Origin of the sequence: Candidatus Nitrosotalea okcheonensis, from assembly GCF_900177045.1 — an archaeon.
GTDB classification, from domain to species: Archaea; Thermoproteota; Nitrososphaeria; order Nitrososphaerales; family Nitrosopumilaceae; genus Nitrosotalea; species Nitrosotalea okcheonensis.
In genome coordinates, this window is sequence record NZ_LT841358.1 from 857,608 (window position 1) to 881,939 (window position 24,332).

The 24,332-nt window shown below is 36.1% G+C and carries 29 protein-coding genes; 17 read left to right on the forward strand and 12 right to left on the reverse strand.

Features of this window, described 5'->3' with window-relative positions:
* Nucleotides 1-11: 11 nt before the first annotated feature.
* The 3 genes from BQ3481_RS05175 to BQ3481_RS05185 all read right to left on the reverse strand — a co-directional run bounded on the left by BQ3481_RS05175 (nt 12) and on the right by BQ3481_RS05185 (nt 2,445).
* Nucleotides 12-803 carry a hypothetical protein gene (locus BQ3481_RS05175; protein ID WP_157927309.1) on the reverse strand — a complete coding sequence of 264 codons (792 nt, stop codon included), beginning with the start codon at nt 801-803 and terminating at the stop codon, nt 12-14.
* A gap of 311 nt (nt 804-1,114) precedes the next feature.
* Nucleotides 1,115-1,858: a calcium-binding protein gene (locus tag BQ3481_RS05180; protein WP_162287743.1), complete on the reverse strand. Its 744-nt coding sequence runs from the start codon at nt 1,856-1,858 to the stop codon at nt 1,115-1,117.
* 86 nt (nt 1,859-1,944) lie between these two features.
* Complete coding sequence (locus BQ3481_RS05185) at nt 1,945-2,445, reverse strand: hypothetical protein (protein ID WP_157927311.1); 501 nt, start codon at nt 2,443-2,445, stop codon at nt 1,945-1,947.
* A gap of 242 nt (nt 2,446-2,687) precedes the next feature.
* Here BQ3481_RS05185 and BQ3481_RS05190 point away from each other — a divergent pair, with 242 nt between their 5' ends.
* Nucleotides 2,688-3,221 (forward strand): hypothetical protein, encoded by a 534-nt coding sequence (locus tag BQ3481_RS05190; RefSeq protein ID WP_157927312.1) that lies wholly within the window; start codon nt 2,688-2,690, stop codon nt 3,219-3,221.
* Between the two features lie 343 nt (nt 3,222-3,564).
* On the opposite strand, the gene BQ3481_RS05195 is transcribed toward BQ3481_RS05190, so the two are convergent.
* On the reverse strand, nt 3,565-6,225 hold the full coding sequence (locus tag BQ3481_RS05195; RefSeq protein WP_231911899.1) for a UvrD-helicase domain-containing protein: 2,661 nt from the start codon (nt 6,223-6,225) through the stop codon (nt 3,565-3,567).
* A 308-nt stretch (nt 6,226-6,533) separates the two neighbouring features.
* Here BQ3481_RS05195 and BQ3481_RS05200 point away from each other — a divergent pair, with 308 nt between their 5' ends.
* On the forward strand, nt 6,534-6,755 hold the full coding sequence (locus BQ3481_RS05200; protein WP_157927314.1) for a hypothetical protein: 222 nt from the start codon (nt 6,534-6,536) through the stop codon (nt 6,753-6,755).
* Nucleotides 6,756-7,070: 315 nt separating this feature from the next.
* On the opposite strand, the gene BQ3481_RS05205 is transcribed toward BQ3481_RS05200, so the two are convergent.
* The gene (locus BQ3481_RS05205; protein ID WP_162287744.1) at nt 7,071-7,457 is read right to left on the reverse strand and encodes a Fic family protein; all 387 of its coding nucleotides are present in this window, start codon (nt 7,455-7,457) and stop codon (nt 7,071-7,073) included.
* Nucleotides 7,458-7,661: 204 nt separating this feature from the next.
* A complete protein-coding gene (locus tag BQ3481_RS05210; protein ID WP_231911874.1) occupies nt 7,662-8,522 on the reverse strand; it encodes a ParB/RepB/Spo0J family partition protein in 861 nt (286 codons plus the stop codon).
* Between the two features lie 432 nt (nt 8,523-8,954).
* On the opposite strand from BQ3481_RS05210, the gene BQ3481_RS05215 reads away from it, so the two are divergent.
* Both BQ3481_RS05215 and BQ3481_RS05220 read left to right on the forward strand, forming a co-directional pair.
* Complete coding sequence (locus BQ3481_RS05215) at nt 8,955-9,932, forward strand: HIT domain-containing protein (RefSeq protein WP_231911875.1); 978 nt, start codon at nt 8,955-8,957, stop codon at nt 9,930-9,932.
* Nucleotides 9,933-10,309: 377 nt separating this feature from the next.
* Nucleotides 10,310-11,209: a DMT family transporter gene (locus tag BQ3481_RS05220; RefSeq protein ID WP_157927316.1), complete on the forward strand. Its 900-nt coding sequence runs from the start codon at nt 10,310-10,312 to the stop codon at nt 11,207-11,209.
* On the opposite strand, the gene BQ3481_RS05225 is transcribed toward BQ3481_RS05220, so the two are convergent.
* Together BQ3481_RS05225 and BQ3481_RS05230 are read right to left on the reverse strand one after the other, a co-directional pair.
* Nucleotides 11,206-12,537, reverse strand: coding sequence for an ArsB/NhaD family transporter (locus tag BQ3481_RS05225; RefSeq protein ID WP_231911876.1), 1,332 nt, complete (start codon nt 12,535-12,537; stop codon nt 11,206-11,208). The genes BQ3481_RS05220 and BQ3481_RS05225 overlap by 4 nt on opposite strands.
* Before the next feature lie 13 nt (nt 12,538-12,550).
* The gene (locus BQ3481_RS05230; protein ID WP_157927318.1) at nt 12,551-13,126 is read right to left on the reverse strand and encodes a DNA-3-methyladenine glycosylase I; all 576 of its coding nucleotides are present in this window, start codon (nt 13,124-13,126) and stop codon (nt 12,551-12,553) included.
* Nucleotides 13,127-13,204: 78 nt separating this feature from the next.
* On the opposite strand from BQ3481_RS05230, the gene BQ3481_RS05235 reads away from it, so the two are divergent.
* The 7 genes from BQ3481_RS05235 (at nt 13,205) to BQ3481_RS05265 (ending at nt 16,846) form a co-directional block, all read left to right on the forward strand.
* Nucleotides 13,205-13,387, forward strand: a complete 183-nt coding sequence (locus tag BQ3481_RS05235; RefSeq protein ID WP_157927319.1) for a hypothetical protein — start codon at nt 13,205-13,207, stop codon at nt 13,385-13,387.
* 291 nt (nt 13,388-13,678) lie between these two features.
* Entirely contained in the window at nt 13,679-14,467 is a 789-nt protein-coding gene (locus BQ3481_RS05240) for a hypothetical protein (protein WP_157927320.1), read from the forward strand.
* A gap of 137 nt (nt 14,468-14,604) precedes the next feature.
* Entirely contained in the window at nt 14,605-14,748 is a 144-nt protein-coding gene (locus BQ3481_RS05245; protein WP_157927321.1) for a hypothetical protein, read from the forward strand.
* A complete protein-coding gene (locus BQ3481_RS05250) occupies nt 14,742-15,011 on the forward strand; it encodes a hypothetical protein (protein WP_157927322.1) in 270 nt (89 codons plus the stop codon). The genes BQ3481_RS05245 and BQ3481_RS05250 overlap by 7 nt, the downstream gene beginning before the upstream one ends.
* Complete coding sequence (locus BQ3481_RS05255) at nt 15,008-15,538, forward strand: hypothetical protein (RefSeq protein ID WP_157927323.1); 531 nt, start codon at nt 15,008-15,010, stop codon at nt 15,536-15,538. The genes BQ3481_RS05250 and BQ3481_RS05255 overlap by 4 nt, the downstream gene beginning before the upstream one ends.
* 217 nt (nt 15,539-15,755) lie before the next feature.
* The gene (locus BQ3481_RS05260; RefSeq protein ID WP_157927324.1) at nt 15,756-16,484 is read left to right on the forward strand and encodes a hypothetical protein; all 729 of its coding nucleotides are present in this window, start codon (nt 15,756-15,758) and stop codon (nt 16,482-16,484) included.
* 53 nt (nt 16,485-16,537) lie between these two features.
* On the forward strand, nt 16,538-16,846 hold the full coding sequence (locus BQ3481_RS05265; protein WP_157927325.1) for a hypothetical protein: 309 nt from the start codon (nt 16,538-16,540) through the stop codon (nt 16,844-16,846).
* 67 nt (nt 16,847-16,913) lie between these two features.
* Here the strand turns inward: BQ3481_RS05265 and BQ3481_RS05270 are convergent, their stop codons facing one another.
* Together BQ3481_RS05270 and BQ3481_RS05275 are read right to left on the reverse strand one after the other, a co-directional pair.
* Nucleotides 16,914-17,423, reverse strand: coding sequence for a hypothetical protein (locus tag BQ3481_RS05270; RefSeq protein ID WP_157927326.1), 510 nt, complete (start codon nt 17,421-17,423; stop codon nt 16,914-16,916).
* 428 nt (nt 17,424-17,851) lie between these two features.
* The gene (locus tag BQ3481_RS05275; RefSeq protein ID WP_157927327.1) at nt 17,852-18,550 is read right to left on the reverse strand and encodes a hypothetical protein; all 699 of its coding nucleotides are present in this window, start codon (nt 18,548-18,550) and stop codon (nt 17,852-17,854) included.
* 63 nt (nt 18,551-18,613) lie between these two features.
* On the opposite strand from BQ3481_RS05275, the gene BQ3481_RS05280 reads away from it, so the two are divergent.
* Nucleotides 18,614-19,618, forward strand: a complete 1,005-nt coding sequence (locus BQ3481_RS05280) for a hypothetical protein (RefSeq protein WP_157927328.1) — start codon at nt 18,614-18,616, stop codon at nt 19,616-19,618.
* Nucleotides 19,619-19,830: 212 nt separating this feature from the next.
* Nucleotides 19,831-20,202 (forward strand): hypothetical protein, encoded by a 372-nt coding sequence (locus BQ3481_RS05285; protein WP_157927329.1) that lies wholly within the window; start codon nt 19,831-19,833, stop codon nt 20,200-20,202.
* Nucleotides 20,203-20,223: 21 nt separating this feature from the next.
* Here the strand turns inward: BQ3481_RS05285 and cas1 are convergent, their stop codons facing one another.
* Both cas1 and BQ3481_RS05295 read right to left on the reverse strand, forming a co-directional pair.
* Nucleotides 20,224-21,453, reverse strand: coding sequence for a CRISPR-associated endonuclease Cas1 (cas1, locus tag BQ3481_RS05290; protein ID WP_157927330.1), 1,230 nt, complete (start codon nt 21,451-21,453; stop codon nt 20,224-20,226).
* Nucleotides 21,450-22,151, reverse strand: a complete 702-nt coding sequence (locus BQ3481_RS05295; RefSeq protein WP_157927331.1) for a winged helix-turn-helix transcriptional regulator — start codon at nt 22,149-22,151, stop codon at nt 21,450-21,452. Before BQ3481_RS05295 ends, cas1 begins: the two co-directional genes overlap by 4 nt.
* Nucleotides 22,152-22,262: 111 nt before the next feature.
* Here BQ3481_RS05295 and BQ3481_RS11855 point away from each other — a divergent pair, with 111 nt between their 5' ends.
* The 4 genes from BQ3481_RS11855 to BQ3481_RS05310 are packed head-to-tail and all read left to right on the forward strand — an operon-like array spanning nt 22,263 to nt 24,321.
* Complete coding sequence (locus BQ3481_RS11855; protein WP_255408349.1) at nt 22,263-22,394, forward strand: hypothetical protein; 132 nt, start codon at nt 22,263-22,265, stop codon at nt 22,392-22,394.
* Nucleotides 22,378-22,872, forward strand: a complete 495-nt coding sequence (locus BQ3481_RS05300; protein ID WP_157927332.1) for a hypothetical protein — start codon at nt 22,378-22,380, stop codon at nt 22,870-22,872. Before BQ3481_RS11855 ends, BQ3481_RS05300 begins: the two co-directional genes overlap by 17 nt.
* 1 nt (nt 22,873) lies before the next feature.
* Nucleotides 22,874-23,209, forward strand: a complete 336-nt coding sequence (locus BQ3481_RS05305; protein ID WP_157927333.1) for a hypothetical protein — start codon at nt 22,874-22,876, stop codon at nt 23,207-23,209.
* Nucleotides 23,206-24,321, forward strand: a complete 1,116-nt coding sequence (locus tag BQ3481_RS05310; protein ID WP_157927334.1) for a DNA polymerase — start codon at nt 23,206-23,208, stop codon at nt 24,319-24,321. Before BQ3481_RS05305 ends, BQ3481_RS05310 begins: the two co-directional genes overlap by 4 nt.
* Nucleotides 24,322-24,332: the final 11 nt, after the last annotated feature.

Below are 24,332 nucleotides of genomic sequence, written 5' to 3' on the forward strand. Positions count from 1 at the left end.
AGGTCGTTTATTCAAATTGGGCAACGATTATCAGGCTCTGTCTTTTTAACAAATCTTGCATGATCTGACTCTATTGTGACAAGTGTGAGAATTTCATTGCATCCGTTACTTACTGAATCTCCCGGGTGCAAAGTCACTGGAATTCCCTTCAGCAATGCAAGGGGATAACTTAGGTAGTGGAGGCCTGTAACATTATAGTTGTTTATTTTGCTTACCATAAATGGATCTTCCCTTTGCCCTTGCTTGAGAGTTATGGTTTGATATGTGACATTGGGAGGCCAGGTTTTCATTTGGAACAAGTCAAATGTAAGATTGCCAAATTTTTCACCAGTCAAATACAGTTTGAAGTTTGTACTATTTACTGCCACATGGATTTTGTTATGCATTACAGAATCTACATTGGTGATGTTTCCACTGGTATGGATCTCTTGACCACTGCATTCTGAATTCACTGGAGAAAACAAGAAGAGTTCTCTTTTGAGGTTGCCGTTTGGATCATGTACAAAAAGAAATATGGTGCCGCTTGGCCGAAGTGAATTCCATCCAACAATTACCTCAGACACGTTTTGATTCTTTACAAAGACCGATTTTATAAAAACATGTTCACAGTTAATTGTAGAATTTGTCATAATTTGTGACTTGTTGCCTGAAGCAAGAACTAAATAATTTTCATGCAACGGAATCTGTGATGTGTTAGATAACATTCCTTCTGCTTCATACGAAATTCTGTTTACTACAAATGGAAGCATTCCTCCAGATAATAATACTAGAACAAAGCAAATGGTAAGAAGTCTGTTCTTCAATTGTTATAACTTAGGTTAAACCAGCTATTTAGTGTGTATCTAGACAAGCCTTGGGCATTATTTCATGTATGTTTACAAAGAAATCTCATACAAGAAAATAGCCATGCTGTAAAAAACTTTACAGATTTACATGTCAATACAAGTAAAATAAGATACATCGTGATGAATTTTTAGACATATGATATGTGTGGTGATTGTTTAGCGTCAGTATTTGGATTACTACCATGTGACTAGGAGATGAGAATAAGTATTATAAGTTGAGATTATTATATAGAGGAGAAATTTTGTGGTCTAATTTTTATCTTTATTACCTACTTTGATTTGTTATCGTGATGATTGTCATTCTTGTAATGTTGGTTATCGAAGAAATAATGTAACAAAGAAGTAAGGTCATCGTTAGATATCGAATCGTTCTCCCACCACGATAGATCCTTCTTTATCCATGAAGGAATGTTATTTGGTTTTCCATCTGAATTTGGCAGGTTGTTGCCAGAGATAAAATTGAGAATAATGTTTTTGATATCGTCTTTTGAGGGTTTCTCATCATGGTGCTCATGCTGTGAGACAACAGTACAATTTACAATAATGCTGTGATTTATCTTGCCTATGCAATAGTTTTGACCAGTACCCCCATCTATGATATTATTGCCCTTGCCAAAGAAGATCACATCGTTTGTAGGACCTCCAACTATCACGTTATTGCCATTACCAACAAATATGATGTTAATTCCAGAACCGCCCAAGATGACATTATTGTCATGACCGCCCATCAGTGCATTATTGCCATGGCCTCCAACAAGACAATCATCCCCGCCTTTTCCAAAAATCAATGTATTTTCAAAACCTACCATGAGATCATTTTGGTCTGTTCCTTTCAATTTTTCATCATTTCGGGTTGCAAAAAACATGTGATCAAGGTGATCTATATGACCCTTGCAAAGTGTCGGGATGATCAGTACTGTTGATTTTACTGTAACAGCTGCAGCTTGATCAATTTGAACAATAATCAAGGCTAAAAGAATTATTGAGCAGATAAAATAGTTTCTATGATTCAAACAGTACATCCATCGTTGTATAACTTAATTCCAGTATAAAATATTGGTGTAGAGATTACAGTAGATAAAAAAGGAAAATTGGTGTGTTAACACGAAGTTGTGTATGTCACTGTTTGTGTTAAGTTGCCTGCAAATGGTCCCAATGTTTTGGCCAGGAGAGCCCAGAATGTATTAAGCGATCCTGCGGGTACAAGCGAATTTGTTAGAGTCACTGGTGTTCCAGTGAGAGTCAAGTGCGGTCCGGCAGGATTTATCTGACTGGCATGTATTGCGGATGGGCTCACAAATGTTTCATTTGCATAGATTACAGTTAATGGTCCAGTAGTAGTCCAGTTGCCTCCCGATACAACAAGTGTAGCTGACACAGTGCCTGTGTTGCTTGCAACAATTGGATTATTTGTTGCATTAGCTGCTTGGCCTGGAGTAACTGTACCATAAGCTATTGAGTTTGTGTTTAGCGCTAGTCCACAGGTACCTGCAATGGTCACACTACCTGTTGCACTTCCTCCTCCTCCTGCGGCATATGCCGACGCTGGAAGCAACAATACAATTGCAGCCAAAGCCGGCAGGATTAACAATGTTTTCATTATCAGGTGGTTGACACGCAATTATTTAAGCATTATCAGGTGATGTGTTGTATGATTCTAAAAATTGTAATTTTATCAAGAATGTCGATGTGATATCAAATGAATTTAAAAAAAGTCTATGAAAATTACATCATCAAATAATAAATTCCATATGTATGCAAATAGTTGAACCGTTTGAGGATCAGAATTTTAGAAATGTGTAACGTAAATCGATAAATATATGCATATGAAGTAAACATTACGTGAAGAAGATATATTTCAGCATCATAGTTGGTGTGGCACTCATTTCAATGATCTCAAGTAGTTATGCATTGCAAGAAGTTGCAGGAAAAATAACCCTGCAAATGAAACCTGGTGAAAACCAAAATTTTAACTGGGGCTTGCTATCAGATAGTGATAATACGACTACGGTATCACTTAGTGCCAGCGGTAATGGTTCTCAGTTTCTCTCCTTTCCAAAGACCATAACTCTTCCACCTCATCAAGTTGTGACCGTGTCTGTAACTGCTACCGTTCCATCAAACTATAATGGTCAAATGGAGCTTACACCATACTTGTTTGCAACCCAGGCAGGCCAGTCAGGTGGTCCCACCATATTAAATGTTCAAGTCATGAAAATTGTAACATTGAATATCAACGAAACTCAGAACACCCCAACCACATCACATGCAGTAGGGGCAGTACCCGAGTTTCCATTTGCAATACCCGTTCTTATTATTGCAATCATGTCTTTGATTGTAATCCATAGACTAAAGTCATCCAGCGTAAAGATTTAACAAGCAATGGAAAGATAATTGAGGGTTTGGACATCATTCTAAGATAATTGTCTTTGAAAGAGTCTAATTACATTAGAACCGGGAAACATGTAAATTTTCTTCTCAATCCAGAATTAATGTATGATGTAGGATTATTCTGTTTACAATTTTTGTTGATGTCAAGTTCTAGTGGAATACAATTCCAGCAAACGTATATTGCTCATGCCGTTCTTCCTAGATCATCGATGCTAACTATAGACTATGCTCCTTTCATTGCTTAGGATCTTTACCAGTTCTTTTATTCTCAATGAACCAATCATTTTGCCCCATTTATTAAGGGGTAGCAGGATACAATCGCCTTTTCTTATTTTGTGAGTCTTTCCTTTATTGCTCGATACAATAGATCATCTCTTGGATTATCCAACAGTTCTTCAATGAATTTCTGAGGATTTTCCTTCCATGCCAGTACGGTTCTCAGATGCTTTTCAAATGTGGGAAATGCATTTTTATTTTCTTTTGATATTTCCCAGTCAAACTTGCCTGTATTAATGGAACCCCTCAGTGCAACAAAGACAACAAAAATCTTGATCTTGTCCTCTGGAATTTTATTGAGCACTGAAAACATTCGCCTATATACTGCAAGTTGTTTTTTGTGGTCTGCCGAGTAATTGTTGTTCTTATCAGTCTTGTAGTCTATTATTACATAGCCTCCATCATGCTCAAAGATTGCATCAACATAGCCTTCGAACATGAGGCCTGCGCCATTGCATTCAACCATGGAGCCAAGCGCAAGTTCATATTTTTTTTCCACGCCCAAAATCTTCATTCCCGGATACTCTGATTTGAGTTGTCCAACTGCTGCCATTCCATTTTCAACTGCTTTTCTGACATCGCCATCAAAGTCATCTATCATAGCTTTGTTGTTTGAAATCCTGGCAAGCGCCTTGTGAACCCTAGAGCCAAAGTCTGCTGCTGCAAAAAATGCCGGTATTACAATTATGTTTTCAACAAGAAAATCATACGGGTCTGTTTTGACACTTGAGTAGGAAAGATGATCAAGTTCGTTGAAGTAATTTATTATAAACTCTTCAAGCCAGGTATCCTTTTCTTTGAGCAATTTTTCAGAATCCTTGAATCTTCCTGCCACAAACAATGAAAATGCCTCTGACAATCTATTGTCAAGCCTTGTTGCAACCAACACATCTTCCTTGTCATCAATTTCAATCTCAGACAAGTTCTCAATGTGATAATTTTTTGAATTCTTATCATCTGTTATGATGTAAAGACTTTTCCTTGCCCTTGTGAATGCAACAAAATCAATTCGAAGAGACTCTTCCTCAAGCTCTTCTTTTGGATCCAACCCTTTTGATTGCAATATTGCCTTTACAACAATATCCACAAAACTTGTCCTTGCTGCAGAAGATGTTGGAAGATAGATCACGACATCAAAATCCCTTCCCTTTGCCTTGTGTACCGTTGTAAGTGTAATTTTAGATTCCCCGCCTCGTTCAATGTATGCATCTTCGGAAATTGCGATAAAATCAAACAGGCCATTTATTGTTGGAATTTCCGCAGACAGATACTGGTTGATCTGTTGTTTTGCAACAAGAGCGGTAGAAAACCATTCTGCGCCTTTTGATACACAGACTGGAACTATTACTTTGTTAAACAATGCGTCAATGTCAGATTTTTTTAGTGAAATTCCCCATGACGAAATTTTTTCCAGTTTTTCCTTGTCCTCATCATGATAGGCTTCGGATATCTCGAATGCCTCCTTTAGAGTATATGGAGAAAAGACAGTAAATGTAGCAGAGACCTTGTCCTGTATCTTGTCAGAGATCAATCCACGGATAAACCCAAGTATCTCAGTCTTTGCCTGCTCTGTTGTTGCCTGTGACGATGTTGATGAATACTTGATATTGTTCGTATCAAGATACCGCGATATTTCTATAATCTGCCTGTTGGTCCTGGTTATAATCCCAATTGATTTTCCCTGATTTTCGTCCATTATCTGACAAATCTTGGCAAATGGCGCCCCGGTAGATATTATCTTTGGTATTACTCCAGTGTCTAGCGACTTGAATGATTCGAGTTCCTGCTCAAATATTTGCCTGCTCTGGGTTCTGTCAAGGAAGAACTTTTTTGAATAATCAAGTATCTGTTGCGAGCTTCTCCTGTTTGTTGACAGGATCTTGGGCTGGCAGATTTCCTTGAATCTCTGAAAGTTTTTGATGGATCCTCCTTGAAAGCCAAATATTGCCTGCTTGGCGTCTCCAACAAGAAAGATGTTGTTTCCAACCATCTCTGCAATCTTGGCTTCTATTTCGTTCATGTCCTGTATTTCATCAACTAGAACATGATCAAATTTTTTTCCCTGGAAATTATCAGTGAACATCAAAAGCATGTCAGAATAGTCTACAGCGTCTTTTTTGGATTTTTCATAATATTTGTAGGCCTCTACAAAATAATTCAAAAATGCCTTTACCTCGTCAATCGAATAAGACGTTGAAATTTCTTTGTAAGATGTATCCAGCAATGAACTTGCCATTGAGACATCAATCTTGTCTGGCGTTATGCCAAAACTCTTGATGTACCTTAATGCGTTTTCTGTCTTGGGTACGATTGTAGATATGATATAATCTTTGGAATAGGTAAATGCCTTGTTTTTCTCAAAGCTTTGCAATATGGAATATCGGAGAACATTGTTTTCAACAATATCTCCTGTTACTATTCCAGAGTCTACCAGATAGTTGTATGCAAAGCTATGAAATGTATGGATGTTCAGCTTCATAATGTCAGAATCCGTAAATTTGCCCTTGGCAAGATCAAATATTTTATCAAACATCTCCTTCTTGGCTTTTTCAGTAAATGTGATGCATAGGATATTTTCTGGTTTGTTTCCATCTTGGAGGAGTTTTAGCACCTTTAGCGAAAGAGTTGTAGTCTTGCCTGTTCCCGGGTTTGATGTGACTATGGTGTTTTTATCAAGATGGATGATTTCTTGCTGCTCTTTGGAGGGTTGCACTGGCAAATTATGACTTGTTGGAGTTGTCGATATTTAATCCAGATCCCTTTTGTGGACATGTTCCTAATTGACAGAATAATCATCAATTGGAGTTTGCATCAGCACAACTGTTGCTGCAAGCACAAGCAGACAGTGGCAATAGTTCAAAAACAGTACAACAAAAATCATCACATGGATGAACAGTTTCCTGTGTGTGATTTATCATACGTCAGCGGCAGATGACTTGAAATTTTAAAAAAACATGTGCTGAAAGTTGTTGCTAAACAATGTTAAGCGAGTCTTTTATGTGTCAACGAGATAAACAATACATGAATACTCCAATAGATAAGTTGAAACCAACAAGCGCGTTACTTGGCGTTCTGGTTTTGCTTGCCATTGTAACCATATTCCCACATGCTTTTGCGCAATTGTCGTATACGGATGCCAACAATCCTCATGGCCCGCTCCAACCCGTGACATGGGCAGCAGGACTAGTCGTAGTTGGCGTAGTAGCAGGCGTGGGAGTCTTTACCACAGTCAAGCACAAATAAATTCCATCCAACCGCACACCCAATTTTTTATCATTTAAAAGATTGTACAAGTCATGCTAGACATTCTGTTAAAGGTAATCACAAGTTACGAAAAGCGTTATTAAATCACATTTTTTCAAGCAATTGCTTTTACTTCTTTTTCAAACAATACATAAAAAATTACAAGAACAGAATAACTTCTAAAAGTCTTTTATTTCATTTCCAAGATCTTCGAATAGCTGTTCATTTTCCTTCATGAATGTATCTATGAAATCAGATTCATCTTGGGTCATAGTGGTTTAGTGTTTTTTCTAATATATAAAATTAGTCTATCAATTATCGCTGCCTGAAGTTCTCCCTCTCTTCTTGGATTTTAAACAAGAGTTGTCTTAATTCACGTTGTTCCTCTGGCGGAAATTTGATGGATAATTCATTTCTTCGTAAGAATATCGTGGTAGATAGTATTGCGGTTCGTTTGTTTGCCCCACTAAACGATTGAGCCCATGACATACCGCCTAGAAGATGAGCTGCCTTTACAATTATTTTGTCTTTATGGTCCACCTCATCATTACCTGTTTTTTCCACCATAGAAAGAACTTCGTCAAGTCCAGATCCTGACTCAGCAATGTATTCTGGCAATTCGGGATGCCGTTCATTCCATTCTACAATTATTTTTTTATTCAACTCTATTACAAGTGATTTTTCCAAGTAATGGATTTGCATTGATTCCATTTTCTTGTACAGAGTATGGTTAATAGGCATTAAAATAAAATGATAGTTTGGGATCTGTTCTTATGTTCCAGTTAAAAGATGATATAATTTTGAATTTTAATAAAATTCACAGAGTGGATATCATCGCAACCCAGAGTTCAAGATATGTTCAATAGATATCACATAGTACACAGATAGATTTCTTTTGCGTTAAAACTAGTATCCACGTTTCCCAAGCCAGTCAGATATGATTTTGTTGGCAAGCTCACTTGGGTGTAGATCCTGACGGCGCGATTGCACACCCAGTCCATGGGATTTTCTCTTTGACAACTTTAATGAGACATTCTGTTGCAATATCAAGGACCTTGCCTTTTTCATTATTTTTTTATGTGACAAGTTTGGATTGCATTCCAAAACCCTGAGATATCGCTTTTTTGTTTGCGGTTCAAGCTCTGATATATGATGTGCAATTTGTAGTGCTCTTGAGACATCCGGAATGATTTGGTACAGTCGTGTTGCTACATCCCTTGAGATTGTCCTTGGTACAAGTTCTTTTAGCTTGTCTGGCACCCCAGCAAAACCGTGATATTTTTTGAACATGGACATTGAAAGACCCAGAGATTGAGCAGCCTTTGATTTGCCCATCTGTTGGGCCAAAAATGCACATGCATCAGCCATATCCTTTACATTCATGTTTTTACGGTGGATGTTTTCAATAACAGAAGCTGCCTTGGCATCAGGGGTATCGTATTCTGTTTTCCTAGTCAAGACCAAAACCGGAATTTTTTTTGCCCCCAGTCTTTTCAGTGCAGCCAATCTCCGTTGTCCTGACATCAAGAGATACAAGTGTCCCTCTTTTTGCACCATGGGTGGATTTTGCAGCCCCTCTGTTTTGATGGACTTGGCCAGCTCTGAGATTCCCTCTCGGTCAAGTTTTCTTGCCTGTGCCTCTTTCCAGACCTGGATTTGTTTTACTGGAATCTCCCTTAAACGATAGGAAACCCTTGACGTGTATCCTGTTTTTCTGCCAGTCCGTCTTTTGATGATTTTTCTGGCTTTGTGTTTGGCCTTTACCAACTAGCATGTGATAGTTCGGATTTTGTAAAAGGAGGTTGGTTGAATCAGATTCGCTTGTGTGTGATGAATAATTAGGCAGTGAAGAGTCTGGCTTGGCAATATGGGTGGGTTATGAATACAGTCGATCAGATATTGTGTAATGTTTCAATACATGCACAGTAAAAAATTTAGATGTTAAATACAGTCCAAACTTTCTTTGATTTTACAACAGGCCAATTTTCATGACTGACTGGCATTCCTAATGCTCAAAACTATACAGACAAAGGCATGGAATAGTAAACTTGTGGGATTGTAGACATGTTACGTCCCCATGGAAAAACTAGATGAAAGGATTAGAACAGATAAGGGAAATTCCAACAAATCCCCGTCCTGAAGAAACAAGAAAGGATTTTGAACAGGTATTAAAAGCACTGGAGATGATCTAGACTTGATATGAAGTATCAGCAACTCAAGGATTTCATCATTAGCAAAATGAAGATGCAGCACATCTATCAGCCTGTCATGATAAAGACATTGCTTGAAAATGAAGGACTGGCATCAGTAAGAAAGATTGCTGAAGCATTTCTTGAAAAGGATCAGAGTCAGATAGAATATTACGAACAGATTACAAGGTCAATGCCGGGAAAAGTATTACAAAAACATGGCATAGTAGATTATGCAGACAAGGCATTCGTTCTAAATGTTTCAGATCTTACCAGTGAACAAAGATCTGAATTGATTGAATTATGCAATCAAAAAATTAAGGAATACGAAAATAAACGTGGAAAACTCGTCTGGAAACACCGTGCAAGAGATTCACGCGAGGTCCCAGGCTCCCTCAGATATCAAGTTCTAAGCAAGGCAAAATTTCGGTGTGAATTATGTGGCATTGCCGCGGATGAAAAAGCACTAGATGTTGATCACATCGTTCCAGTTAACAAAGGCGGAAAAACTGTAATAGAAAACCTCCAAGCGTTATGCTATACCTGCAATTCCCAGAAAAGAGATCTTGATGATACGGATTTTAGGCCATGGAAGGACATGTACAGAAACATTGATCCTCAATGTGTATTTTGTAAGATTCAAAGTAAATCTTATGAAAGTAACGAACTTGCATTTGTTCTGGAAGACAAGTATCCTGTAACAAAACATCATACCCTAATTTTACCGAAGAGACATGTTAGGTCTTTTTTTGAATTAAGTTCTTCAGAGCAAAAAGCTTGTTTGCTGTTATTAGAATCCATTAAAGAGAAGATTAGTAAAAAAGACTCCAGCATAAATGGATTCAATATCGGCATCAATGATGGACATGATGCAGGTCAAACCATATTTCATTGTCATATTCACTTGATTCCAAGAAGAAAAGGGGATGTACCCAATCCCAAAGGAGGAATACGACATGTCATTCCTGAAAAGGGATTTTACAAGTGATCTAATGAAAACTCCTGAAATTGAAGGAAGACATCTGAAAATATGGAATTAAAACATGATGTGAATTTCAAATGATATGAGGAACTTGCGATATGATGTGCATGTCATATTATCAAGATTTTATCCCACAAAAAACATTACTTGCAAATTATTGGTGTTTAATTATACTAGCCTTGGGCATGATTCTTATCCAAAACAAGTTTTGATGACAGGACAGCCAAGTTGTCCACAACAAGGTCAGGCTCAGAGTCACTGAATTAACAATCATTTCAAGTCATGTCTCTAACTCTTCTTCATCGCCTGGCTATCTAGTAGACCGGCGTCAGATAATAATCAATTGGATTGTTTCAAATATGCAAATATTCCTGGAGTAGGCAATGAACAAGACTGCAGTTGCAGGATACGCATCAGCACTGGTTGCTTCAGCGTTTTTTGGGGCAGTCCCTACAATTGCAAAACCAATGACATCAAGCATCAACGTACTTCTCTTGTCTTCAATAGCATATCTTATTGCAGCCCTTACATTTACACCAATGGCAAAAAAAGCCAAAACGGCACTTGCAAAAAAAGACTATGCCATACTGGTTGCCATTTCAGTCTGCGGAGCTGCCGCTGCACCATGTCTGTATTTTCTAGGCCTGCGCCAGTCAAGCGCAGCAGACACGTCGCTTTTATCAAATGTCGAGATAATGTTCACAGTACTCTTTGGGTTGATATTTTTCAAAGAAAGATTGAGGCCGGTAGGCTTCATTGCAGTAGCCATGGTTGTGCTAGGTGTCATAGTCATAACAACAGATCTACGATTTTCAGGATCATTTCTACAGCTAAACGCCGGACACTTTTTCATTTTAGGCGCCATGGCGCTGTGGGCACTGGACAACAACCTGAGCAGAATAATATCCACCAAGATGGATACTGCAAGACTTGTCCAGTTAAAATCAGTCATAGGCGGCCTCATCCTGCTTGGGGCAGTATTTCTGCTTGGCATACCACTTGATGTTAATATGTCACAGGTACCGTACGTAATACTTCTTAGCGCAATCGGGTTTGGCGGATCATTGTACTTTTTCCTGCAGAGTCTAAAGAGAATCGGTACAATCAGGACAATAGTGATATTTTCAACGTCATCAGTATTTGGCCTAGTCTTTGCATCAGCGTTTTTGCACGAACCGATAAGCTTGTACCAGACAGCAGCAATTGCAGTAATGCTGACAGGAGTTTACCTGGTAAACAGAAAGGAAAGCGTCAAGGAAAAAATAGAGTCATCCAGGATTTAAGACAGCATCCCAAGGGATACAATGAACACATAGTATACCGCCAAGTTTACCGCAGTCACCAATATACCAATTTTAAAAAACTCGAAAAACGTAAAGGCCTTGACGCCCTTTGATTCAGCGGCTTGTATTATGATAATACTGCTTGCGGCACCAAGTATTGTCAGGTTTCCTGAAATCGTAGAGGATGCTGCAAGCATCATCCACTGGGCTACATGTGCACCTGTAAAGCCATTTGCAATCATGACGTGATTGTACAATGCGACAAACGGGACATTGCTCAATATTTGTCCAAGTGTTATGCTGTATGCAGAGATTACAGCACTGCTCTGCACCAGGTCATGCGGGTTTGGAATCGGGAGATATTTCATAAACAATGAAATTGTCCCAGAAGACCACAGGGCACCTGTAACCACAAACATGGCTGCAAAAAATACCAGGACAGTATAGTTTACACTCTTTAGGATATCATACCTCTGGCCGCTTGCAGCATAGAGGGCTGCTGCGCCAATCAATGCAACGATGCTGATGTCAATGTCAATTACATGCAGAAAACGCAAGACTTCGGATACAAAAAAGCCTGCAATTGTTGCAAGCAATACAGCAAGCGATATCTTTGCAAGGCGCGGGTTTTCAATTTTCACACTAGATATCATGGTATTATCTTCATAGTTGTGAGACATTTGCTGCAAGTCCTTTTTGAAATAAATTTTAAGCACATACCACGTAAGGAACAGGTTCACAACAGTTGGAACTGCAAGAAATTTCAGAAAACTTGTAAACGGTAATGAAATTCCACTCTGTAGGGCAATCAAGAGATTTTGCGGGTTGCCAATTGGAGTCATGGCACTTCCCACCGTAATTCCAAATGCAAGTGCAATCAAAAGTACCACAGGTCTTGCACCAACATGCCTTGAGATGTATATTATCAGAGGAATTCCCATCAAGGCAAGGGTATCATTTACAAGAAATGCCGAAAGCAACCCCATGCCGACAACAATTGCCATCAATAACAATTCAGGGGTCCTGGCTTTTGACATCATCTTTGCAGCTACAAGTTTTAACAGGCCCGACCTGTCAAGCGCTGAAATAATACTAAACATTGCAAAGAGAAATACAATGACATCAACCTGGATGGATTTTGCAGCAGATTTTACATCAATGACTTGGAGTGATACCATGAGTACCGCCCCAATAGACATTGCAATCCATATTGGTACCTTGAATCGAATCCTTCCCACAATTAGAACATAGACAATTGCAAAAACTGCTAGCGCGATATACTCCTTCATTGGCAAGTCAAGAATACGCTTGGGTTTATTTCTTGCCAATCACCGGTACGGATCATTTCTTGCACTTGAAACAATCTTGCGTGTGATCATTTACAATCCCTATTGCCTGCATGAATGCATAGCATATCGTAGTTCCTACAAAATTAAAGCCCCTTTTTTTCAAGTCTGCACTAATCTTGTCTGATAGATTGGTTGATACAGGAACATCAGAATGTCTTTTCGGGCGGTTGACGATGGATACATGGTTGACAAAACTCCAAATGTACCTGTCAAATGAACCAAATTCTTTCTGAATTTCTAGAAATCTCTTGGCATTATTTATGGCAGAGTGTATCTTTAGCTTGTTTCTAATTATTCCATCATCTTCCAACAGCCTGGAGATATCCCTCCGAGTATACTTGGAAATTTTTCTTGGATCAAAATTATCAAACGCCTGCCTGTACGTATCTTGTCTTTTAAGAATAGTACTCCATGACAATCCTGCTTGTGCACCCTCAAGTATCAGCATTTCAAACAGCTCTTGGTCTGCATGAAGCGGAATGCCCCACTTGTCATCATGATAACGTACCATCAAATCCCCTGTTGCCCACTTGCACCTTGGCAGGGTATCATCATGGTAACATTCCATGAAAAAAATATTTTGCCAAGTTGTAATAGAGTTTACTCGAGATAATATCATTTTTAGAACATGTACAAATACAGGTCCGTGGCAATACTACATATGGTTGGACCACAAGATGGCGGATTCGGGTTTGACGGCGCTCCAAAATATTCCTCACTTGATGGCAAAAATGCAATATGCGTCCAGTGTCAAGCAGGCCAGCACAGCAAGTGCCTTGCCAAGATTGACCAAGGCATACTTTGTGACTGTGAGTTGTGTCTTAGTTGAACCAAGTCATTTGGTTACGCAATTTTCATCTAGATGAAAAATATGAATGTCATTTAATGAAGACGGGATCAGCCCAGAAAAAAATAGGTCAAAGATGAGTTTTAAAATATCAGTAACAGGCGTAGCCTAACGTATACAAAATGAAAATGGGGGGTATAGATGAGGACTCTGCGTTTGACTATGAATTAACGTATGAATCAAAGTAAGAATTTTAGTTAGAATGAAAATTAGAACACGAGTTAAGATGAAACTGATTTTTCCTTAAATAATTCAATAGATTTTCTAACATTGTTGGTCACAAAAACAGATACACATGAATTACTGCATTTTATTGATCACCTATCGAATCTGAATACTTTGTTTGATGATTTTCCAGATTTTAAAGAAGAGTCTTCTAAAATTTATGTTAGAACATCTGGTGGCATAGCAGATTCATTTGAGACTTTGCTTGAGAGATTAGACAATATTGGAGAGAAAATAGAAAAAGTTGATGGTGTAAAATCGTCAATTAGACGATGGATAAACCGATTAGATAAAAATTATAGCGAGGATGAAGGTACCAATCTCCCGGTATATCTCACAAAAGAAGATGCAAAAGCTCTGAGGAAAGAAACTCAAAAATGGCTCGATAAGATAATTGAATCGTTTGATAATTCTGGCACGGCCATAATAAAGGAAAATCAAATCAATGAAGTCTTTTCAAAGGAAATAATGGATAGGTTAGACAATGATGCACAAAAGGATTTGAAAGAAGGAATTGACGTACTATTACATGGCTATCCAACTGCAGCAACTATGATTTTATTCAGAATGGCAGAGAGAATGATCCGAGAATTATACAAAAACACTACAGGAAAGGAGGTTGGGAAAGAAACATGGGGACATATGCTTACAGCAATAGGACAACATGAGGACTTTCAAAAAAATGACGATAACAAAGTGTTGATGGGATATTTGTACTATCTTAACAAAAAGAGAATCAATGCAGCTCATCCTTATAGAAGATACACTCAGGAAGAGGCAGAACGAATACTATTACAAATCAAAGATATGCTTGAAGAGATACATCATAGAAAGTAATTTTTAGAGAACATTTATTCTCAAAATTAACCAACAGTTCAGGCTCTACTTTTAGATACAATTCTAACTTTTCTAAATCATCTTTTCTATCATTCTAAAATGATCATCTTTATCTCAACAATACATCTAGTCTACATGTGAGAACCGGAATACTGGTTACAGGGGCAATTCTCATAGTATTTGGAGTAATTGGATATGTGTATCCGGTAACAAGTGTAGGTTCAGTATCTGACATAGATGACCTGTGTAAATCAACCATTGGTTCTATAGGAAGGTGTTAAATGAACAAGTTCGTGAAAATTGCCAACTTGCAAAATATGCTGTACTTGGGGTATACGCATTAATTGGAACTGGTGCAATTCTTGTAATTATAGGTAGTATAATAAAGAACAACTCTTATTCAAATCAACCACTCAGCCCACATGCAAAAAAATCAATCATTGTTGTAATTGGAATAATTTTTGCAATAATTGTTGGAGTAATCGTATATCCGTTTTATTGCAACCTGATATTTAAACGTCAAATCTTGCCTTTAGTGCAATGAAAAATCAGCAACTAGTCAAAGTGTTAGATCAAGGTAGGGTTTCAAACACAGGGAATTTTCACTATACTTCAAGTCATGATGATACATATTTCATCATCTTTAGTAATGAATTTTCAATCATTTCGACAAAGTCTGTGTCTTTTACATATGTATACAACGGGCAACAGAACCATCAATCTTTTACAATACCACCGGGTGCATTCAAAAGTATGCCTGTATTGATACATTCAGGTCAGTCAATAACTGGAACTTTTACGGCTTCTGGCGGTTCTGGAAATGATGTGGACTTTAACATCAGTACTATGACTTGTACTCAGACAGTCAACTTTAGTTTTAGTTTATCCAATACAGGTCAAGCAAATGGAAACGCGGATGTTGCATTTGAGGTAGATGGAAAACCAGTTTGGTCAAACAATTATTCAGTAGACATGGGAAAACAAACTAGCGTAAGTGGTTCTACATCATTATCAGATTGCAATCCGCACGATTACAAGGCAGTTGTTACAAACCAACAACGAACTAGATAATCTGCAATAGATGAAAAACCTAGATACAAAAAATTTATTATCTTCATTAGAGATTGTATTACATTGGACAGTTTATCAGAAATGGCATTAGCAGGATTTGTTGGTACTACAGCTGCTAATCTAGTTACTTTAATGCTGTCAAACGTCATAGAAAGTAAAAAAAATTACTAAAAGTGTCACCTATTTCGACACTTTCATACGATGGTGGAGAAAATTTTTGAAGCCCCGAGTGATTTATCGCAATAGATTCATTAGATCTAGAACTGGTACTTTGGTGCTTGTCATTCCAGCACCATTGGCAAAAGAGATGGGTTTTAAAATTCATAAAAAATCGCGTGATTATGAAAAAGAGACTGTATTGAATTCAAGAAATGAAGAAGCCGGTTTATACATTTGGCTTAATTCTGATTATGAAATTGAGATGTGTGATACTTCAAAACCCTTGCAGAATACAAACGGCATAATGTCTACAGAGGGAGTACATCCGCATGGTAAATCATGTGAACTTACTATTCCATATAGTATAAGAACCACATATCAATTGCTAGGTATTGATCTTAACAAGGTGGATATTCTAAAAAATGAACAGGGCAATATAGTAGTCAAACCCCATCTAAACTCGAATACCGTTTCAAACACATCTGGAACTAAAGTGCTAATTGATATAATGCGTGACGGGCTAGATGATACTCTGAGAAAACATGATTATGATGCACATAGCGTAAAAAAACTATGTGAGGAACAATCATTGAATCTTAGAAGCGATTTTTCCCTTATGAAATATGCAGAAAAACACAACATGATTATAGTAACAGAAGATAAAGACAATGTACTGGGCTGTAGAGAAAATAATATGGACTGTGTTGAATTCGGTCAATCTGACACACTAGAATATCTTTTAGAAGAACTTGAAAAAATAATGCGAAAGCGAAACGATGATCTTTAGAGAGTATTATAAAATAACCACATTTCTTTATTTATGAAAAATAATTAGAGTACATGGCAGTAAAGAAAGCAATCTCATCCATTGATCTTTTGATTCAAGAAAAGAAGGAGTTTAGAACAAAAGTAGTAGGTTCGGAGGAATTGCCACCTCTCATTCAAGGTGATATTATCAATCGATTTGATAGAGCAATGTGGTCTATGTTACAAGGAGACATTGAATGGTTACAGGCAATAAAAAGACAACTTTTGCCAGACCAACACAGAACAAAGATAGTTTGCAGACATCCAAAGAAGGATCATGATACTGATGGCAGTGGTCAGAAATACTGTATGAATTGTAATGCAAATTTGCCCAGTTTATAGTTTCATTGTAAACAGAAACATGAATAAAAGTTAAGAAAATAATTCAGAATTATTGTTTTTAAAATTACTAACTTGTGTATGTTAAAGATACATCGGTTGATACTTCTTTGCTTGATAATACGGAAAAGGTATTATCATAAATAAGATAAAGTGTTTGCCCGGACGGAATATTTGCATTAATGTTACCTACTGTCTCTTGACCACTGTTGTAATACACATTTGATTGATGACCATTTCTCCAGTTGATAAAATTCTGATCATCCATTATGAATACACGTATGTCATTACCGCTTCCTCCTCCTGCAGTGAATTTGCCGCTTACGTAAGCATTAGTAGAACCAGAAGGGGCTGAAAATGTGTAATAAGTATAGGTATGTGCATTGACGTGAACCATGTCATTTACCAAAGACGCTGTATGTTGTGTAGGAACATAGACCGGAGCATTGTTCCCTCCACCTGAATAATTATTGGTATTGACCAAATGTGGTGCCACCATGAGAACTACAAAAACTACTGCTGCCCCTACAGCTGCAGGAATTGCTAATTTTGAATATTTTCTTTGTTTTGGCAGACTCATGTATGACTATCAAAAAATAATAGAAGATAAAGATGATCATATGTTTCGTCATATGGAAACATGGCACTGCTTGTACCTGACAACAACAAATCATCAAATTCAGATGTATTCATGATACAAGTTTCTCGAATTTTACCGATAGTTGAGGAATAGTTACCGACAGTTTACAAGTTTCGATGATTCTTTTACCGACAGTTTACAAGTTTCGATGATTCTTTTACCGACAGTTTACAAGTTTCGATGATTCTAGTATCGATAGTTTTGGAAATTATCTTTTTTAATTCATCATACTTATTAGAAATCATCTCAAACTTTCCATTGACGTTGTATTCTCTCTACTAGTTTTGCACGTAATTTGATATTTTCAACCTGAACCTTTTCATATTCTATTTTCATTTTTTGTATTTTTTGATCCTTATTGACATCTTTTAACATGATCTTCCAGAGAGTTTCAATTCATCAAAATCTTTGTCAGAATTCAACATTTTAGATGTCTGACCACCACTGTCTGTTCTATATGTTACCTGTATTTCCCATCTTTGACTAGATTTCGTATAGGTGTCTATTGGATGTATTCCATGAATCAAACAATCTGACAAATTTGGCTCTTCTCTTCCAGTATGAATTTTAAAAAAATAACCCAGACCAATTACGTCCATTTTATAAAACTCTGAACCTCTGGATGATATTATTTTCCCCACCTTTTCATAAGTATACGAAGTAAGAAGATTACATTCATCAATCAAATCATAGAATGACTCGACATCTTTTCTAAAATTGCTGTCTTCTATTAGGTGATAAGTGTAATTGTTTTTTATTGCTTTCCAAGTATTGACGATGAATTGATAGTAATGTCTTGTACTTGATAGTAAATCATATCTTGTTTCAATTAGGATGCTTTCATCATAAAGGGGGCCATAAACACTGTCTACGGTTTTTATTATGAAATCTCTCTTCCATGCTCTTCGTTGTGTTTTGGTCTGAACTACATATGATAATACAAAACCTATTGTCACACCTATAACAGTACCCGCAATCGGATAATTTACAAAAAAGCTTATGGCCATTCCAGCAGTGGCCAAGATGGAAATTATCAATATACTTAGTTTATTCCATTCTGTTTCCATCTAGTATGCTTAGGTTGAATCTAGCATAAATAAAGATATGATTGACCTAGATTTGATTATATCATGAGCAATGATAGTAATCCAGAAAAACTTCCAAGCGATAAAGAAATCAAGAAATTCATGAAAGATTTCATTCATGAATTCAAGCCATATGCAGCTAAATTAACTGGAGAAAACATGTCAATGCATTATGACAACAATGATTTACAGAATATTAAAAATTTCATTGAATTGGCAAATGATTACAATCGAAAAGAAAACTCCATTGCAAGTGAAGACATTGCGGAACACGCAAAGTTACAAAAACGAATGGATCTAACAGATGATATTCTAAAATCTATTTTGGGATTAACGTCAGATAATCCAGCACTTGAATTGGCTCAAATATCCAATCCGAAAAATTCCTACGAAAAAATCATTCCAGATATAAATTACAGGACATTAATGCGGGGTACAATACATAAGGTTCTTCACACCATAGATCAGATGGGAAAACTGGAACAAATTAACAATTTCATAAAATCCATGAGACCTGATGATGTTTTTGCAATGTCACAAAGTGCCATTAGGGTTAACGAGATTATACGATCTGTATTGAAGACTAGAAAAAGAATTACAAAGGAAATAGTGGAACAATATGTAGAAAACTATAAAGAAATATCGGGTTTCTTGGAACCGCTAATTGTAGTGCTTTTTGGTATGCAACAAATCATACAGGATAAATACAAACTTTTTACGGAAATTAAAGAGAAAATTCCCATTGGAAATCTAACCAATCAACTAAAATCTGATCAAATGTTCAATCCTCTAGTGGAAAAATATGATCCACGCACAAGGAATTCTATAATACATGTTAGTTATCATATAGATCCAATAAATAAAAAAATCGAATTTAATGATAAAGGAAAAATGTTTTCATTAACTTATTCGAAATTTGTTGAATATGTGCAAGAAGTGACCAAGATTGCAATCATAATATGTCATTTTGAGGAGGAGATCAGATTTCTCACATTTCTAGGATATGCCAAAAAAAGAGATGATACTCTCAATCTCAATATTGAATACTAAGACAACAAATACAAACTATTATTGTCACATGTTAGAATATGTCTGATGATTGTGCACCTACTCGTTTAAGTAAGATACTAAGTTTTTTGCCACCAATACGGATTGTAACCATTCTTAGTATCATGGTATTATTCCCATCTCTGAGATTATCGTGGGAATTTGCTGTTGTGATCTATCAAGGGTTTGCTTTCTTTTTCGTGGGTAGTTTTGTAATGGAATGGATTTTAATTTCCAAACTAAAAGGACTTCGCAAGGAATTCTGGCCTCTGTATAGCAAATATGTGGCATCGCTACCGTTCGAATTTCTTGGCGTGTTTGTATTTGTCATATACAGCTTTAGGCCTAATTCTGGCTCTGTTGATTGGGATGAAGTAAAGTTTGCTTCAATAGCATTGGGAGGGGGAACGATTTTAGAAATACTTCATCGTTATGTATATCCAAAACTGCCTAAAGGTAAGGAAATTAAAAGTGCAAAAGATATAGGTGTAAAAGAAATTCTGTCAATCATATCATTGACGGTATTGATTGTTTTTCTGGGATTATATACAGTCATATGGCAAGATAACGTGATTTTAAAAATTTAATGAGTGTTTTAAAAATTTAAATTAATCTTTATTAAATTTTAACAAACTTTTATCGTAAAATTTAACTTTTTTACCATCTTGTATGTTCTTTTTCATGTACCAAAGCGTAGATTTGTTGATTCCAAGTCTTTTCCTCTCATCAGGCGTCATTTTCAGTATTTTCCCTTTAAAATCCAAAGTATCCTCGTTTTTAATTTTAAATTCTGGAATTTTAAAATCAATTTTATCACTTTTATCAGCTATTAAATTTGCATAGTCTTGAATTTTATAAAATAAAACATTTTCATAGGTGTAATTCTTGCCTTTAAACGGGGCTTTTAAATTAAAATTATTTTTAATTTTTAAAATTAATGCCTTGGCAGTTGACTCTTTTAATCTTATATTATAATTCTCTGTCACAATAAAATCTGATTTCTTCAACTTGGGCTTGCTGTCAAGTAATTGGATAACTGAATAATCTACAATCCATCGAAATAACTCCTGAAAGTCATAGACTAACGGAGTTTTAGCATATGCTAACTCGTGCAACAAGCCAATAGTTGGGTCTAAACCAATAGAGTTTAATGACTTTTTAACTTCTGACTCTAAAATGGCATATCCGTAATTTAACAAGGCATTAATTTCATCGGATGCATTGGCATTCCACGAGTTAGACTTGTTCATTCTTCCCACGAATTTAAAATCAGGCGCCAATTCTGTAACTAATTTTTTAAATTGATCAAGATAAATTTGGGCAATCCGACCTTCAAAATTCATTAATTTTTTCAATTTATCTGAAATTGTGCCTGTTTGATCTTTAAAATTTAAATTATTAAATTCATTGTTAAATTGTTTATTAAATTTATTAAAATTTAAAACATTATAAAATCTTGATAATTCTTTAATTAAATTCAATGAACTTGTTATTTTGCTATTAACAATTTCAATGGCAATTTTAAACCTGAACTCGTTGTCAAGATACTTTTGGTACTGTTTTATTCTTACTTTACCTATTTTTGGCTCTTGTGGGAGGGTTACTCCTAGCAGATTCCCATTCCAATTTAACATCGTGAGATTGACATCGTGTTTTAAAAGCCACCTCATGGACTCGAATGTTATGCTACCAGAATGTCCATCTACTACTATGCTATCATGATCAATTTGATGTGGATAAAACTCTAGTTTCTCATTTTTTAACTTGTTTTGAATGACTAGTTTTCGTTTTTCTACATTGATTGATGTACCAAAGCCTGAAATTAATAATGGATTCATTTTTTCTTGTCTCCTATGTGATATTTGAGAATATATGGTCTAGTATGTGGAGTTACACTATCTTGAATCCATATGGCATCAATCGCTTTTTCTTTTTTCCACAGTTTTCCCCATTTTTCATAAGAGTCATTTTTTACCATTTTGACTATTTCATCATAGTTTAGCGATATGCCCAAAATGATACTTCCTGTTTTATCGTCTCGTAAATCCAGTTTTTTGTTTTGAATATTTTCAAGTATGTGACGGATAAGTTCATTTTGAATTCTAATCAAATACTCTTTAGAGATTAGCTGAAAAAGATCAATGCTCTGATCTACAGCAACATGAACCGTGCTAGGCCAAAACAATGGTTCTGGTTTACCAGATTTTGGTACTGGAGCCATTGGGACTCCACCTGAAAGATATTTCCCGCCTCGCTCCTTTATCTCGGTTAAAATATTCTGTAACAGAAAAATTTCATTATATGCAGATTCTCCCTTTTCTGTTAGCTTGTAGGCTTCGTTTTCATTATGAATTGTTTTTGTAATCAATCCATTTTTTCGGAGTAATTTTAAGTGCTTACTTAGAGTAGTATGAGAAAATAATACTGCATTTTCCAGTTCTTTGAATGTTTTAGGAGATTTTTCAAGCGCTAGAAGTATGTCTTCTTGATGTTTTCCCTCATCATATTTCTGCTGTCTAGCTGTATATTGCACCATTGACTTGAGTTTACTCAACTCATTGGAGTAGTTTAAGTTTTCGCCTCCATATACTATGTCATGGTTAAAACAAATATTCGTAAAATCGGAAAAATCGGCAGTTATACACGCATGCTTACATTGCCTTTGTTTTGGCTAGAGATAGTCGGGCTTGATGTAGGCGATTTTGTAGAACTGTCACTTGGCAAGAACAAGGAACTTGTCATAAAACCAAAGAGGGTTAAAAATGAAAAGAAGGAATGAAAATTGGAAAGTAGATTTAGATCTACTCACTCCAAAACAACTTGCAAAATATCATGATTCGATTGAAGCATTATACTTGATACGTCATGGTTCTTTACTAAAAAAAGCATCAAAAATAACTAGAGTTTCTGTTTCAACGATAAAAAAATACGTTGGTTCTACATTAAGAGTAAATAATCGTAAAACAATTGCAAGAAAATCTGATAGTCTATTACGTAAAATGAGCATCTATGAAAACGGAAAAGAAGTTTTCATTCAAGTAAAAGGCAGAAAAAAAGCATCACTTATTGGCAAGTATCATAGTGCAATTGGAAGACTAGATCAAAATGATATGACCAAATTACAGTCGTTCCAAGAAATAAAAATCAGAGACATTAAAGGCAAAGTACACAAATTCGAAATCAATGTTGACAAGATAAAGCAAATTCTTGAACGTATTGAAGAACCAGAATTCTTCGATATTTACAGGAGTAATTGAAATGAAAGATTACTTTACCAAAATATTAGGATTAATTGCAGAAAAGACATGGACTGATAAATTTGCAACAGGACAAGGATTTTGCATAATCTGTGGGCACGATGATCCATTAGATCTGGAATATCATCATGTTGCAGGGAAAAACAACAGTTCTCTTGTTGTCTCATTGTGTAGAAATTGTCATGGTAAAGTTTCAAGGAAACAACAAATTTCATGGCCAGATGAATGGTCAAGTAAAGACAACAGTCTCAAGTACAAAGAAGGATTGATGTTAAGAGGGCTCTCAGACCTTATGCGTGTAAAATCTGATCATATTCTTCATGGTGATACTGTATGAATGAAGAAACCATCGCCATTCGTGCCTACACCGTGCCCAAAAAGAGTAATTTGGGTAAAAATAAACCCAAATCATACAAAAGACCAGATGATAACGCAAATCCCACATTTGATAGGGTTCTAGTCTTTGATACAGAAACTACTACAGACCTATATCAGAACCTCAAATTCGGGTATTTTGAAACTTATCAGTATGGCGTTCTTGAAGAAAAAGGCCTCTTTTACGATCCCATAATTGTAAAACCAAAAGAATTGGCAATACTGGAGTCATACTCTAATGAAAACAATATTTCATTGTACACACTAGAAGATTTTCGTAAAATATTTCTTGGTGAAGTTTATGATCTTCAGACATTATGTATTGGATTTAACTTGCCATTCGATCTTACAAGAATTGTATTAAAATCAACTAATGCTAGAAAAAGAAAAGATGCATTTTCACTTGAACTTTCCAAGAATCTAAAATATCCAAGATTATATGTCACACATGCTACAAACACGTTATCATTTATCGAGTGGGCAAATTCAATGATATGGAACGGGTTCAAAGGGAATTTTGTTGATCTTCGTACCTTGTGCCATGCCCTTACCGATACAAAACATTCTCTTGAAAGTGCATGTAAAGCATTTGATACAGAATTTCAAAAATACAAAGCAAAAGAACATGGAGTTATCAACACTACATACATTAATTATTGCATTAACGATGTAAAATCTACCTATTCACTATACCAAAATACGAAAAAAGAATTTGATACTTACGGATTGAAAATTCCTGTAATTAGAGCCTACACACCTGCATCAATTGGAAAAGAATTTCTCAAGAAAATGGGTGTTAAACCATTCTTTGATAAAAGCCCAAAGTTCTCAAATGAAATAATTGGAAATATAATGACGGGATATTTTGGTGGAAGGACAGAATGCAAGATTAGAAAGACTCCTGTCAAAGTGGATGTACTTGACTTTCTTAGTATGTATCCTACCGTTTGTACACTACAAAATCTTTGGAAATTCGTAATTGCAGATCATATAGAGCACGTTGAGGCAACCCAAGAAATAATCCAATTTGTAGACGGAGTCACTTTGAGAGATATCCAAAACAAGGAAAACTGAACAAAATTACA